The sequence below is a fragment of the Afipia sp. Root123D2 genome, from assembly GCF_001425835.1.
Taxonomy (GTDB): domain Bacteria; phylum Pseudomonadota; class Alphaproteobacteria; order Rhizobiales; family Xanthobacteraceae; genus Afipia.
Map to the genome: position 1 here is coordinate 1 of NZ_LMDP01000006.1, position 14,353 is coordinate 14,353.

Below are 14,353 nucleotides of genomic sequence, written 5' to 3' on the forward strand. Positions count from 1 at the left end.
ACCACCAACATCGCGACCAACGCTGGTCTCGGCGCCCTGTCCTACAAGGACGATCTCCACACTGTGAAGGTCGGCGTGAACTATCACTTCAACTGGGGCGGCCCGGCCAACTACTGAGCAACCGCTCTGACCACATTGAAGGCCCCGGTTTTCCGGGGCCTTTTTTGTTGCGCGGCCTTGAACGGTATCGGCACGTGACAACCGCAACAGCGAAATACGCAGCGGCATTCATCGCCCACCCGGGCCGTGCTATATTCCAGCCATGACCCGTTCGCCCATCACCCTTTCGACGGCCGATACGATCGCCACCGCAACGCTGACGGTGCCGACCCGAGGCCACGGTTTTTTCGACATCACCGGCGAGGTGAAAGATTTCCTGCGCGACAGCGGCGGCGCCACTGGCGCCATTGACCTGTTTATCCGACACACCTCGGCATCCCTGACGATTCAGGAAAACGCCGATCCAGATGTCCGCGCCGATCTGCTCACCGCCCTTGAGCGTCTCGCACCGGAGAATGCCGGCTGGCTGCACGACACCGAAGGCGCGGACGACATGCCCGCGCATATCAAGACCATGCTGACCGCGACCGGCCTGCGGATTCCGGTCATCGATGGCAAGCTCGCCTTGGGCACGTGGCAGGGAATTTATCTGATCGAGCATCGCGCGCAGCCGCACCGCCGCGACATCGTGATGCAGTTCTGCGGCAGCGTCAGTCGGTGATGACCATGGCCCAGAACATCCGATAGGGCGAACGCGGATTGCTGACCGACGCGATACCGACCTTGCGCGCACCCGGCATCAGCAAATTCTCGCGATGGCCGGGGCTGTTTTCCCACTGCTTCAACGTTTCGCGGAAGGTCACTTCACCCGCGGCGAGATTTTCCGCGGCCTTGCCGTCGCGCAGTTTGCCGATCCGTGAGACGAAACTGCCGGCGATGAAATGACTGAGCTTGCCGGCCGCCGCCATCGCCTTCGCCTGATGCAACGCGATCGCGTTAAGATGCGAATCCATCCTGACCGTCGACAGGCCGTGGGCGCGGCGATAGGCGCTGATCTGGCTGGCGTAATCGGCAGCACTCACCGGCGCGATCAAGCTAAACAAAAAGCCTGCGATCAAAAGAGCTTTCATCATCGGGATGTTCCTTGTTGGCGCCGCTCGCGCCCGGCCGCCTCATCCAGAAATGCGAGCAAGAGATCGCTCACCTGCTTCGGCTGCTCCTGCTGCACCCAGTGTCCCGCGCCGTCAATCAGGTGACATCCGATCATCTGCGAACAGGCGCTGTCCTGCATCGCCTCGAGCGCACCGGGCTTCTGGTAGATGCCCCAGTCGCTGCGCCCGGCGATGAAACATGAGGGCACATCGATGGTCCGGCCTGAAAACAACTCAAGCTCAGCACCAAGCGTGGCGCTGCTGCCGCATCGGTACCATTGCAGCCCGCCCTGAAATCCGGTGCGGCGATACTCGGTGCTGTAAAAATTCAATTCGTTGTCCGGCAGCCATGCGCAGCGGCTGATCCGTTCCGGCGACGGCATTTCACGTGCGACGGTTTCCGCCATGCCCTTCCCAAGATCCATCACATAGTATTCCGGGAGTCTGGCGAGTTCATCGGCCGACCACCCCGCCAATCGATATGGTGTGTTACCAGCCCAGTCCGCGCTCTTGAAATGATAGTAGGCGCGCAGAAAATCATGGACGCCTTGCGGGCATCGCCACATGTCGTCGTTGGCTTCGCGCGTCGAATAGAACCATTGATAGTGCTTGCGCGGACGCGGCAGCGCCGTGAGTTCGTCGTGAACCGGATCGGCCGCCTTGGTGCGGACATTCCCGGCGGTGTCAAATGGCAGCGCTGGAGGACCGGCGAACGGCGCGCTCATCAGCGTCACCGCGCGAAACACATCGGGCCGCACCAGCGCGCACCATGCCGCGACCGACGAGCCGAAATCATGACCGACAACGGCTGCGACCGAGCGGACACCAATCGCCGACACCAGCGCGAGCACGTCGCGCACCAGATTGAGCAGGCGAAACGAGCCGAGATCGCCGTCGTAATCCGGATCCCATCCGGTGGTGCGGCCATAGCCGCGCTGATCGGGCGCGATCACATGATAACCTGCCTCCGCCAGCGGCAGCATGACCTTGCGCCAGCTAAAGGCCAATTCCGGGAAACCATGCAGCAGCAGAACGCAGGGACGGCCCACCACTCCGGCCTCCAGCACGTGCATGGTCAGGCCGTTGATACCGGGGATCATTCGCGAGCGGATGCCTGCTGGAAGTGGAACGTCGGAAGTTGTCAGCGTCATGTGTGGCTCGGCGATGGATTGGGCACGCCAGCTTGGCACAATCGTCAGATGCGCCGCAACATCGCTCGCACCGGCAACTCAGCCGCAAGATCGGCCAAACATTCAGCTCGCCGCGAGTTCCGCGCTGCTGGCGACAGACACTGGACGTTCGCTTGCGCGCGCCGCGCGCCGGCTGATCGCGGCGGCCAATTCCGGCAAGTTCTCTCTCGCGATAGCCGACTGAAGAGCCATAGCGGCGATGGCCTCGACGTCATCAAGACCGGCCACCGGCAATTTCGACGATACAACAGCGTCGGTCGCGATGCCGACGATCGTCGGATCATCCTGAAACAGCGTCGGCTTGCCGTTGGCCTGACGGTGAATTTCGATTTTCGGATAAGCCTCGGACTTGAAGCCCTCCACGATCACCAGGTCGACATCGGCGAGCTTGGTCAGAAGATCGGGCAGACCGGGCTCCTCTCCGCCGCGCAGCTCACGCATCAAGGCCCAGCGCCGCCCTGACGACACCAGCACCTCGGTCGCGCCCGACTGGCGATGAACCCAGGAATCCTTCCCCGGCGTGTCGAGATCGAAAGCATGATGGGCATGCTTGATCGTCGACACCCGCAGGCCCCTGGCGATCAGCGCGGGCAGCAGTTTCGCGACCAGCGTGGTCTTGCCGGCGCCGCTCCATCCCGCCAGCCCGATAACCTTCATGCGAGGCTCATGCCGCCGGCGTGCGGGATTTCGCCGCAAGGCTTTCAACCGCAGTCCGGACCAGCGGATCGAATCCTCCGCCGCCCGATTCGAGATGGGCGCAAATCTGCTTCCGCATGCGAGGATCCCAAAACTTCCGCAGATGATCCTCGATCGCCGCGGGCGCGTCGGTTTTTTTCTGCGTTGCGAAGAATTTCCCGATCTGGTTCGCGGTGTAAACGAGCTTGTCTGGTGACACGGCGCTCAAGCCTTTCTGATGCGATGGGGGTGCGTGAAAATCTCGAAACCATCCTTGCGCGCGACCGCCGCAAGCGTCAGGCCCGCAGCATCGGCGAGCCGTACCGCAAGCGCAGTAGGGGCCGACACGGCGACAAGAACCGGAAACTGCGCGATCGCCGACTTCTGGATCATCTCGACCGAAACCCGGCTGGTCAGGACACCGATGCCGCCACGACCCAGGCCGCTGCCCGAGCGCGCTAGCGCGCCGGCCAGCTTGTCGAGCGCGTTGTGACGACCGACATCTTCACGGATCGCGACAAGGCCGGTTTCGGCGCGCCAGAACGCGGCGCCATGAACCGCCCGGGTCTGCTGATTGAGCCACTGGCTGTCCGCGACGCTGTCGACCACGGCCATGATCTGGCCGGCGGAGAAACTGCTGTCATCGGAAATCACCGGCGGCACGCGCATCGCCTCCGCCAGCGAGTCGATGCCGCACAGGCCGCACCCCGTCGGTCCGGCCATAAAACGCCGCCGCTCGGTCAACGCACCGGCGCGCGGCTCGCTCAGCCACATCCGCAGTTCGACACCGAGCTCCTGCTCGACGACCTCGAAACTCTCGATCTCGTCCGGAGATTCGATGATCCGCTCGGTCAGGCTGAAGCCGAGGGCAAAGTCCTCGAAGTCGCGCGGCGTCGCCATCATCACGGCGTAGGATGAGCCATTGTAAGACAGCGCCACCGCCATCTCTTCGGGGATCACCCGATCGCCAGCCTCAAGCTCGCTCGCTCGCCAGGCGGTGCGTCGAACATGATGGAACGGGCTTAACACCTCACTCCGCCGCCTCGGTCGGTGCAATGCGCCGGCTCATGTCGCTGAACGCGCTGTAGTCCTCCTGCCATTCCGAACGGCCGTTGGATGGTGACACCTGCACCGCCGTGCACTTGTACTCGGGGCAGCTCGTCGCCCAGTCGGAGTAATCGGTGGTGACGACGTTCGCCTGCGTGTCGGGATGATGGAACGTCGTATAGACGACGCCCGGCGCCACGCGATCGGTGACCCATGCGCGCAGCGTGGTTTCACCCGAGCGGCTGGCAAGTTTGACCCACGAGTCGTTGGTGATGCCGCGCTCTTCGGCATCGTGCGGATGGATCTCGAGCAGATCCTCCTTGTGCCAGACCACATTGTCGGTCCGCCGCGTCTGCGCGCCGACATTGTATTGCGATAGGATGCGGCCGGTCGTCAGAAGCAGCGGATAACGCGGCCCGACACGCTCGTCGGTCGCGAGATATTCGGTGACGACGAAGTTGCCCTTGCCGCGCACGAAGGTCTCAGTGTGCATGATCGGCATACCGGTCGGATACGTGTCGTTGCACGGCCACTGGATCGAGCCCAGTTCATCGATCTTCTTGAAGGAGACGCCGGCGAAGGTCGGAGTCAGTGCCGCGATTTCGTCCATGATCTCGGACGGATGATTGTAGTTCATCGGATAGCCCAGCGCGTTGCTGAGCAGGCAGGTGATCTCCCAATCGGCGTATCCAGCCTTCGGTTCCATCACCTTGCGCACCATCTGAATTCGGCGCTCGGCGTTGATGAAGGTGCCGTCCTTCTCAAGGAAGGTCGAGCCGGGCAGGAAGACATGTGCGTAGTTCGCGGTCTCGTTCAGGAACAGGTCCTGCATCACCACGCATTCCATCGCCGAAAGTCCGGCGGCGACATGCTTCGCATCCGGGTCGGACTGCATGATGTCCTCACCCTGAACGTAGAGGCCCATGAACGAGCCATCGAGCGCCGCGTCCAGCATGTTGTTGATGCGGAGGCCGGGCTCTTTCTCGAGCGCTTTTCCCCACGACCTTTCAAAGAGGCCGCGAACGTCGTCATTGGACACATGACGATAGCCGGAGAATTCGTGCGGGAACGATCCCATGTCGCACGAACCCTGAACATTGTTCTGGCCGCGCAGCGGATTCACGCCGACGCCCGGACGGCCGATATTGCCGGTCGCCATCGCCAGATTGGCAATAGCCATCACGGCGGTCGAACCCTGCGCATGCTCGGTCACGCCGAGGCCGTAGTAAATCGCTCCGTTGCCGCCGGTTGCGAACAGGCGCGCCGCGCCGCGAATGGCACCGGCCGACACGCCGATCGCCTTGGCGAGCGACTCCGGGCTGTTGCGTTCCTCGGAGACGAACGCTGCCCAATCCTGAAAAGCGTCCAACTCGCAGCGTTCGCGCACGAACTTCTCATCGACCAGCCCCTCGGTCACGATGACGTGCGCCAGCGCGGTCAGGATCGCGACGTTGGTGCCGGGCAGCACCGGCAAATGGAACGACGCCTTGACGTGCGGCGTCTTGACCAGCTCGGTGCGACGCGGATCGATCACGATGATCTTCGCGCCTCGACGCAGGCGCTGTTTCATCCGCGAGGCAAACACCGGATGCGCATCGCTCGGATTGGCGCCGATCAGAATCATGACGTCGGTCTGCTCGACCGAATCGAAATCCTGGGTACCGGCCGACGTTCCGAAGGTTTTGCCAAGGCCGTAACCGGTCGGCGAATGGCAGACGCGGGCGCAGGTGTCGACGTTGTTGTTGCCGAAGCCGGCGCGAACCAGCTTCTGGACCAGGAAAGTTTCCTCGTCGGTACAGCGCGACGATGTCAGGCCGCCAATCGCGCCGACGCCGTGCTTGGCCTGAATGCGCTTGAACTCGGAAGCGGTGTAGGCAATCGCCTCCTCCCAGCTCACCTCTTTCCACGGATCGGTGATCTTCTTGCGGATCATCGGGTTTAGGATGCGTTCCTTGTGGTTGGCATATCCCCAGGCAAAGCGGCCCTTGACGCAGGAATGACCGTGATTGGACGGACCTTCCTTGTAAGGCACCATGCGGATGATTTCGTCACCCTTCATTTCCACCTTGAAGGCGCAGCCGACGCCGCAATACGCACAGGTCGTCACCGTCGAATGTTCCGGCTTGCCTTTGGCGATCACGTTCTTTTCGAGCAGCGAGCCGGTCGGACAGGCCTGAACACAGGCGCCGCATGATACGCAATCGGATTCGAGGAAAGACTGGTCGGTGCCCGCCGCCATGACCGAATTGAAGCCACGGCCGGTGATGGTGAGCGCGAAGGTGCCCTGCACGTCCTCGCAGGCCCGCACGCAGCGCGAACAGACGATGCACTTTTCCGGATCGTAGGCGAAATACGGATTGGACTCGTCGAGGCCGGTGCTGCGATGGCGCACGCCGTCGAAACCGTAGCGCACCTCCTTGAGACCGACATCCGCCGCCATGTCGAGCAGATCGACACATTCTTTTTTAGGGTCGAGCGATTGCACAGGATGATCGGAAACGTAAAGCTCCATCACGCCCTTGCGCAGGCGATCGAGCCGTTCGGTCCCTGTGTTGACCACCATGCCGTCCGCGACCGGCGTGGTGCAGGATGCCGGGGTGCCATTGCGGCCTTCGATCTCGACCAGACAGAGCCGGCACGACCCGAACGCGTCGAGCGTGTCGGTGGCGCAGAGCTTGGGAATCTCAGTCCCGATCTCCATCGCGGCGCGCATGATGGAGGTGCCTGCCGGCACCGTGGCGGTGACGCCGTCGATGGTCAGGGTGACGGTCTGCTCCGATTTGGAGCGCGGCGTTCCGTAGTCGATTTCGTGAACGAGCGACATGATGGGCTGTCCTTATTCCGCGGCCTGGCGCTTCGGCGGCGTGGCGCCGAAGTCCTCGGGGAAATGGATGAGCGCGCTCATCACCGGATACGGCGTGAAGCCGCCAAGCGCGCAAAGCGAACCGAACTTCATCGTGTTGCAGAGATCCTGCAGCAACTGGGTGTTACCGACGCGGTTGTCGTTCTGGATGATGCGGTCGATCACCTCGGCGCCGCGCGTCGAACCGACCCGGCACGGCGTGCACTTGCCGCACGATTCGACAGCGCAGAACTCCATCGCGAAGCGCGCCTGCTTCGCCATGTCCACGGTGTCGTCGAAGACCACGATGCCGCCATGGCCGATCAGGCCATCACGGGCTGCAAAAGCTTCGTAGTCGAACGGGGTATCGAACAGATCGCGCGGAAAATACGCACCGAGCGGCCCGCCGACCTGCACCGCGCGGACCGGACGCCCGGAGGCAGTGCCGCCGCCGATGTCCTCGACCAGCTCGCCGAGGGTGACGCCGAACGCCACCTCATACAGCCCGCCATGCTTGACATTGCCGGCAAGCTGGATCGGCATCGTGCCGCGCGATTTGCCCATGCCGAAGTCGCGATAGAACTCCGCTCCCTTGTCCATGATGATCGGCACGGTCGCCAGCGACAGCACGTTGTTGATGACCGTCGGCTGGCCGAACAGGCCCTTGTGCGCCGGCAGCGGCGGCTTGGCGCGAACGACACCACGCTTGCCTTCGAGACTGTCGAGCAGCGAGGTCTCCTCGCCGCAGACGTAGGCACCTGCGCCCATCCGCACTTCGATATCGAAATTGTGCGGCGAGCCGGCAATGCCGCGCCCGAGCATCTTGCCCTTGCGCGCCGCCGTCAGCGCAATGTTCAGCGCAAGGATCGAATGCGGATATTCGGAGCGCGCGTAGATGTAGCCCTGGGTTGCGCCGACCGCGATCGCGGCGATTGTCATGCCTTCGATCAGGACGAACGGATCGCCTTCCATGATCATGCGATCGGCGAAGGTGCCGCTATCGCCTTCGTCGGCGTTGCAAACGATGTATTTCTGATCGGCCGGCGTCGCCGCTACGGTCTGCCATTTGATGCCGGTCGGAAATCCCGCACCGCCGCGCCCGCGCAGGCCGGACTTGGTGACGGTTTCGACCGTCGCCGCAGGGCCTACTTTCAGCGCCTGCGCCAGACCCTGATAGCCGCCATGGGCACGATAGTCCTCGAGCGAAGCCGGATCGACGATGCCGCAGCGGGCGAAGGTCAGCCGCGTCTGCTTCTTCAGAAACGGAAGCTCTTCCAGATTGCCGACCGACAACGGATGCGCCTTGCCGGACACCATCGCGTCGAGAACGCTTTCAACATCGGAGACCTGGACCGGACCGTAGCCGATGCGGCCGTTGTCCGTCGCGACTTCGACGAGCGGCTCAAGCCAGTGCATGCCGCGCGACCCGTTGCGAACGATCTCGATATCGATCTTGCGGCGGCTCGCCGAGGCTTCCACCGCCGCAACCACGGCATCGGCATCGAGAGCGGCGGCAGCGGCATCGCCGGGAATATAAAGGCGCATGGTCATCGCTCCACCTGCGCCAACAGAGTGTCGAGTTTTTTCTCGTCGAGGCGACCGACGATCTTTCCATCCAGCATCGCGGACGGCGCCACCGAACACAGCCCGAGACAATAAACCGCCTGCAGATGCACCCGGCCATCGGCCGTGGTCTCACCGAATTCGAGGCCGAGAGCTGCCGTTGCGCGCGCGGCGAGATCGTCACCGCCCCGCGACTGGCAGGCTTCGGCACGACATAGCTTCAGGCTATGGGCAGCCGGCGCCTGCAGGCGGAAATCGGGATAAAAAGTTACAACACCATGAACTTCGGCCCGCGAGACATTCAAAGTCTCAGCGATCAGCGTTTCCGCTTCCTTGTCGATGTAACCGAATGTCTCTTGCAGTTCGTGAAGAATGGGAAGCATAGCCCCCGGCAGCGCCTTCTTCTCATCGATGATGCGCTGCGCAACGAGGCTGTTCCAAGCCAGTGCTTGAGTCACAGATATTTCCTCCATCAGGCGCTTACGGCGCTCTTGATGGCTCTTGAGGAGCCGTTCTTATTCCTCTTCCAATTTAGAGTTGTTGCAATATGAAAATTTTTTCAGGTGCAGTTGTGCGGCACGCGCATTCTCGCGCTACGACAGTGCAGTCGAATGCCACATCACGTCTAACGCGATTCAGGCGAAGAACTGGCACGCATCGGTCGGCATCGTCTCGACCGTTTTTGATGGCCGCACTCGGGACAGGTGATCGTCGATATCAATTGCATCGATCATGCTTTCCTTGTTCGGCTGCGTCGATGACAGCCGCCAATGACATTGGCGATGTCATTGGGCCCTTCATTCGACAGGCCCCGGAACGAGGGCATGTCCGACTCTCCCGGCGCGGGCAGACGGCTGATGATCGTCACCGTCCTTTAGCCGAAAGCCCTTCACCAGTCCGAAGATCGCCGGGATCACGATCAGTGTCAGCAGCGTCGACGAGATCATGCCGCCAATCATCGGCACGGCAATGCGCTGCATGATTTCGGAGCCCGTGCCGGTGCTCCACATGATCGGCAGCAGGCCGGCCATGATAGCCACCACCGTCATCATCTTGGGCCGCACGCGCTCGACCGCGCCCGCCATGATCGCGTCGTAAAGATCGCGCCGCGAGACCGGCCGGTCCTGCGCCTGCCGCAGCACCTTCACCTCGGTCCAGGCCTGATTTAGATAGATCAGCATGACGACGCCGGTTTCCGCGGCGACACCGGCCAGCGCGATAAAGCCGACGGCGACCGCAACCGAGAGATTGAAGCCGAGCGCCCACATCAGCCAGAGCCCGCCCACCAAGGCGAACGGCAGCGAAAGCATGACGATCATGGTTTCGGTGACCGAGCGGAAGTTGAGATAGAGCAGAAGGAAAATGATCAGGAGTGTCACCGGCACGACGACCTTCAACCGTGCCGTAGCACGTTCGAGATACTCATACTGGCCGCTCCAGGCCACGTAATAGCCGGGCGGAAACTGGATGCTGGCCTGCACCGCGCGTTGCGCATCGGCGACATAGCCGCCGAGATCGCGATCGCGGATATCGACATAGATGTAGGTCGCGAGTTGCCCGTTCTCCGTCCGGATCGAGGTCGGGCCGCGCGCAGGCGTTACGCTCGCAACCTCTCCCAATGGCACGGCCCCACCGCCCGGCATCGGAACGAGAATATCGCTTGCGATCGCCTTCGGATTATCGCGGAGACCGCGCGGATAACGCATGTTGACGGTGAAGCGCTGCCGGCCTTCGACAGTGCTGGTCACGCTCTGGCCGCCCAGTGCGGTCGCGATCGTGTCCTGCACGTCCTGCACCATGATGCCATATCGCGACAGCGCCTCGCGATTCGGCGTGATCTCGAGGTAGTAGCCGCCAAGCGCGCGCTCGGCGTAAGCCGACGATGTCCCCGGGACAGCCTTGAGCACCTGCTCGATCTGCCTGGCGAGTTTGTCGATTCCAGCCAGATCGGTGCCGATGACCTTGACACCAACCGGCGTGCGGATGCCGGTCGAAAGCATGTCGATGCGCGCCCTGATCGGCATGGTCCATGCGTTGGATACGCCGGGAAACTGCAGCGCCTTGTCCATCTCGGCGATCAGGCTGTCGATCGTGACCCCGGAGCGCCATTCCTCGTTCGGCTTGAGCTTGATGATGGTCTCGAACATCTCCATCGGTGCCGGGTCGGTGGCCGTCGTCGCGCGGCCAGCCTTGCCAAAGACCGATGCAACCTCGTGGAAGGAGCGGATGATCCGGTCCTGGGTCTGCATCAGTTCGGCAGCCTTGGTCACCGAGATGCCGGGCAAAGTCGTCGGCATGTACAGCAGCGTACCTTCATTCAGGTTCGGCATGAACTCGGTCCCGAGCTGCCGCGCGGGCCAGACCGAAACCGCGAGGACACAGACGGCAAGCAGGATCACCAGCACCTTCGCGCGCAGCACGCCCTTGATCACCGGCCGATAGACCCAGATCAGGAATCGATTCAGCGGATTCTTGTGCTCCGGGATGATCCGGCCGCGAACGAAAATCACCATCAGCGCCGGAACCAGCGTGATTGACAGCAACGCCGCCGCCGCCATTGCAAAGGTCTTGGTGAAGGCGAGCGGACTGAACAACCGCCCCTCCTGCGATTCAAGCGTGAAGATCGGCATGAACGAGACGGTGATGATCAGAAGGCTGAAGAACAGCGCCGGCCCCACTTCGGACGCCGCATCGATCAGGATCGAGATCCGCGATTGACCGTCCTTGGCTCGCTCGAGATGCTTGTGCGCGTTCTCGATCATGACAATCGCAGCGTCGATCATGGCGCCGATCGCAATCGCGATGCCGCCGAGACTCATGATGTTGGAGCCGATGTTCAGCAGCTTCATCGCGCCGAACGCCATCAGGACGCCGACCGGCAGCATCAGGATGGCGACGAGCGCGCTGCGGACATGCAGCAGGAATGCGATGCACACCAGCGCGACGACAATGCTTTCTTCGATAAGCGTGTGCTTGAGCGTCGCGATCGCCGCATTGATCAGATTCGAGCGGTCGTAGACCGGCACGATCTCGACCGATTTCGGCAGGCTTGTCGCGATCTCCTTGAAGCGCTTCTTGACGTTGTTGATGACGTCGAGCGCGTTCATGCCAAAGCGCTGCAGCACGATGCCGCTCGCCAATTCGCCCTCGCCGTTGAGTTCGGCGATGCCGCGCCGCTCGTCCGGACCAAGTTCGACACGCGCGACGTCGCGCAGGAGCACGGGCGTGCCGTTGTCGGTCTTCAGGACGACGTTTCCGAGATCGTTGATGCTCTTGATATAGCCCTTGCCGCGGATGACGTACTCGAATTCGGAGAGCTCGACGGTGCGGCCGCCGACGTCCGCATTGCTGGCGCGGATCGCATCGCGCATCTTCTGCATGGTGATACCGAGATCGCGCATGCGCTGCGGATCGAGGATGACATTATACTGTTTGACGAACCCGCCGACGCTCGCCACCTCCGCGACACCTTCCGCCTTGGCGAGCGCGAATTTCAGATTCCAGTCCTGAATCGTTCTTGTTTCCGCGAGGTTCAGCTCCTTCGACATGACGGCGTACTGATAGACCCAGCCGACGCCTGTCGCATCCGGGCCGATTGTCGGCGTAACGCCTGCAGGCAGCCGCGAAGCCGCGCTGTTGAGGAATTCAAGCACGCGGGAACGCGCCCAGTAGATGTCGGTGCCGTCTTCGAAAATGACGTAGACGAAGGACACGCCGAAAAACGAGAACCCGCGCACGACCTTCGATTTCGGCACCGTGAGCATGGCCGTGGTCAGGGGATAGGTGACCTGATCCTCGATCACCTGCGGCGCCTGCCCGGAATATTCGGTGTAGACGATCACCTGGGTATCCGAGAGATCCGGAATGGCATCGAGCGGCAGATGGATCAATGCATAGATGCCGGCCGCGACGGCAAATCCGGTGCCGAACAGCACCAGCAGCAGGTTGCGTGCCGACCACGCGATGACGCGGGCGATCATGGCTTGGCCCCCATGGTCTTGTCGTGACCGGAGTGATCGCTGGCCGGCGAATTGCCTGCCTCGGCAAATCCTTTCAGAGCTGCTTTCAGATTGCTTTCGGCGTCGATCAGGAAGTTGGCGGAGGTGACAACCGCTTCCCCTTCGGCAAGACCGTCGCGGATTTCGACATAGCTTTCTCCGCGCCGCCCGAGTTTTACCTCGCGCGGCTCGAACCGTCCCTGCCCTTTGTCGACCAGCACCGCCTGCCGGTTGCCGGTGTCGAGAACCGCGCTTTCGGCCACGGTGAGAACCGGCGCCTGATTCCCGGTGTCGATCTCGGCATCGACATACATGTCGGGCAGCAGCGCTTGATCGGCGTTCTGCAACTCGACACGCACCCGCGCTGTGCGCGTCTCCTTGTTGACCTGCGGATAGACCACGCTGATCCTGCCGTCGAAGTGACGGCCGGGATAACTGCGCGCCCGCACGATGGCTGGCTGGCCAACAGCGATGCTGCCGAGATCACGCTCGGCGACATCCACGATCGCCCACACCAGCGAGATGTCGGCAATACGAAACAGCACGTCGCCGGGCTGGGCGCGCATCCCTTCAATGGCGTTGCGCTGCAGGACAATGCCGTCCCGCGGCGCGGACCACTGGATGGTGGTGGGAACGGTCCGGCTTTTCTCGATCTCCGCGATCGCGGGCTCCGGAACGTCGAGATTGAGGAGTTTCTGGCGCGAGCCGCGGCCATAGGCCCCAATGCTGCTGGTGATCGGCGAATTGATCGTCGAGACATAATCCGCGGCGGCGGAGGCGACGACGGGACTGTAGATGTCCATCAGCGGCTCGCCCTTCGCGACACGGCTGCCGGTCGTCACGTCCGCGACCTTGTGCACATAGCTTTCAGCGCGCATCGCGATGACCGAGACCCGGCGCTCGTCGAGCTGGATCGTGCCGGGGGCTCGCACCAGCACCTTGATCCGTCGTCGCTCGGCAGGCTCGGACGTGACGCCGGTCCGCTGGATCTTGCCCGGCGACAATTTCACCGACCCGTCGTCGCTGTCGTCGCCCTCATAGACGGGAATGTAATCCATCCCCATCGAATCCTTCTTCGGCACGGGCGAGGTGTCCGGAAGCCCCATGGGATTGCGATAGTATTTGATCTTGCGGGCGTCCTTGACGTCGGCCGTATCCGTGGTCGGCGGAGAATCCGGCTCGTCGAAGCCGGCGCCGGCCGGAACCGGGCGATAGTCGCGGCCGTCGTCGGTTTTCTTCGGCGTCAGGGAATAAAGCGGCTTGCCGTCCGGATGCTGGAAATAGGCCGGCGCATCTGTATCCGCTGCGACCGCGGCGGATACGACCGGATAGTCCGCGGGCTGCAGTCGCAGCGCACGTCCGGTAACGAAAGCGACGCCTGCCGCTGCGATGATCGCAACGGCGGTCGTGAAGAGGCCTGAGCGGGTCATTTCTCGGCCGTCACGACCAGCTTGTTTTCGACAGTACCGGTCTCGCCCTGCACTTTTGCGCCGAGCGAAAGCTGCCATCGGCCAGCCATGCTGAAGTTGGCCTTGAACCGATAAGTCCCCGGTTCCTCACCCGGCATCGGAGTGACCTTCGTCGCCATCTCCTTCATGCCGTCCGGCGCCATGTCGAGCCGGGTCGCGAAGATCATCGCATCGGGCACCGGTTTTCCGGTGGTCTTGTCAACCAGCCGCACCGTCACGATCCGATCCGCACCGGCCTGAACGGTCGGCTGCACGAGCTTGAATTCGTAGTTCTTGATGTCGGCGTGAGCGGGCACGGCGATGCCCGTCAATGCAGCGCCGAATAGCGCGGCCGCAGCGGCACGCGTAAAATGGAACGTCTTCATGATTTCAGATCCTCGATATGTCTGACTTGCCGCCACGGCGGCATACAACGATG

The 14,353-nt window shown here is 62.5% G+C and carries 12 protein-coding genes and 1 pseudogene; 2 read left to right on the forward strand and 11 right to left on the reverse strand.

Annotated features, from left to right (window positions below):
• Together ASC80_RS24490 and ASC80_RS22540 are read left to right on the forward strand one after the other, a co-directional pair.
• A pseudogene (locus tag ASC80_RS24490) lies at nucleotides 1–117 on the forward strand (outer membrane protein); the annotation flags it as partial.
• Between the two features lie 145 nt (nucleotides 118–262).
• Nucleotides 263–721: a secondary thiamine-phosphate synthase enzyme YjbQ gene (locus tag ASC80_RS22540; RefSeq protein WP_056302077.1), complete on the forward strand. Its 459-nt coding sequence runs from the start codon at nucleotides 263–265 to the stop codon at nucleotides 719–721.
• Here ASC80_RS22540 and ASC80_RS22545 read toward each other — a convergent pair.
• The 11 genes from ASC80_RS22545 to ASC80_RS22595 all read right to left on the reverse strand — a co-directional run bounded on the left by ASC80_RS22545 (nucleotide 711) and on the right by ASC80_RS22595 (nucleotide 14,300).
• The gene (locus tag ASC80_RS22545; protein ID WP_244487351.1) at nucleotides 711–1,133 is read right to left on the reverse strand and encodes a CAP domain-containing protein; all 423 of its coding nucleotides are present in this window, start codon (nucleotides 1,131–1,133) and stop codon (nucleotides 711–713) included. The two genes, ASC80_RS22540 and ASC80_RS22545, sit on opposite strands and share 11 nt — an antisense overlap.
• Complete coding sequence (locus ASC80_RS22550; RefSeq protein ID WP_056302078.1) at nucleotides 1,130–2,302, reverse strand: alpha/beta hydrolase; 1,173 nt, start codon at nucleotides 2,300–2,302, stop codon at nucleotides 1,130–1,132. Before ASC80_RS22550 ends, ASC80_RS22545 begins: the two co-directional genes overlap by 4 nt.
• 102 nt (nucleotides 2,303–2,404) lie before the next feature.
• Complete coding sequence (gene mobB, locus ASC80_RS22555; protein WP_056302079.1) at nucleotides 2,405–2,998, reverse strand: molybdopterin-guanine dinucleotide biosynthesis protein B; 594 nt, start codon at nucleotides 2,996–2,998, stop codon at nucleotides 2,405–2,407.
• A gap of 7 nt (nucleotides 2,999–3,005) precedes the next feature.
• The gene (locus tag ASC80_RS22560; RefSeq protein WP_056302161.1) at nucleotides 3,006–3,236 is read right to left on the reverse strand and encodes a formate dehydrogenase subunit delta; all 231 of its coding nucleotides are present in this window, start codon (nucleotides 3,234–3,236) and stop codon (nucleotides 3,006–3,008) included.
• 5 nt (nucleotides 3,237–3,241) lie between these two features.
• Entirely contained in the window at nucleotides 3,242–4,045 is an 804-nt protein-coding gene (gene fdhD, locus ASC80_RS22565; protein WP_056302081.1) for a formate dehydrogenase accessory sulfurtransferase FdhD, read from the reverse strand.
• 1 nt (nucleotide 4,046) lies between these two features.
• Nucleotides 4,047–6,887, reverse strand: a complete 2,841-nt coding sequence (gene fdhF, locus ASC80_RS22570; protein ID WP_056302083.1) for a formate dehydrogenase subunit alpha — start codon at nucleotides 6,885–6,887, stop codon at nucleotides 4,047–4,049.
• A 12-nt stretch (nucleotides 6,888–6,899) separates the two neighbouring features.
• Nucleotides 6,900–8,456 (reverse strand): NADH-ubiquinone oxidoreductase-F iron-sulfur binding region domain-containing protein, encoded by a 1,557-nt coding sequence (locus ASC80_RS22575; protein ID WP_056302086.1) that lies wholly within the window; start codon nucleotides 8,454–8,456, stop codon nucleotides 6,900–6,902.
• Nucleotides 8,453–8,926, reverse strand: coding sequence for a formate dehydrogenase subunit gamma (locus ASC80_RS22580; RefSeq protein WP_502691000.1), 474 nt, complete (start codon nucleotides 8,924–8,926; stop codon nucleotides 8,453–8,455). The genes ASC80_RS22575 and ASC80_RS22580 overlap by 4 nt, the downstream gene beginning before the upstream one ends.
• 339 nt (nucleotides 8,927–9,265) lie before the next feature.
• Entirely contained in the window at nucleotides 9,266–12,448 is a 3,183-nt protein-coding gene (locus ASC80_RS22585; RefSeq protein ID WP_056302088.1) for an efflux RND transporter permease subunit, read from the reverse strand.
• On the reverse strand, nucleotides 12,445–13,896 hold the full coding sequence (locus ASC80_RS22590) for an efflux RND transporter periplasmic adaptor subunit (RefSeq protein ID WP_056302090.1): 1,452 nt from the start codon (nucleotides 13,894–13,896) through the stop codon (nucleotides 12,445–12,447). Before ASC80_RS22590 ends, ASC80_RS22585 begins: the two co-directional genes overlap by 4 nt.
• A complete protein-coding gene (locus ASC80_RS22595) occupies nucleotides 13,893–14,300 on the reverse strand; it encodes a FixH family protein (RefSeq protein WP_056302163.1) in 408 nt (135 codons plus the stop codon). The genes ASC80_RS22590 and ASC80_RS22595 overlap by 4 nt, the downstream gene beginning before the upstream one ends.
• Nucleotides 14,301–14,353 lie beyond the last annotated feature (53 nt).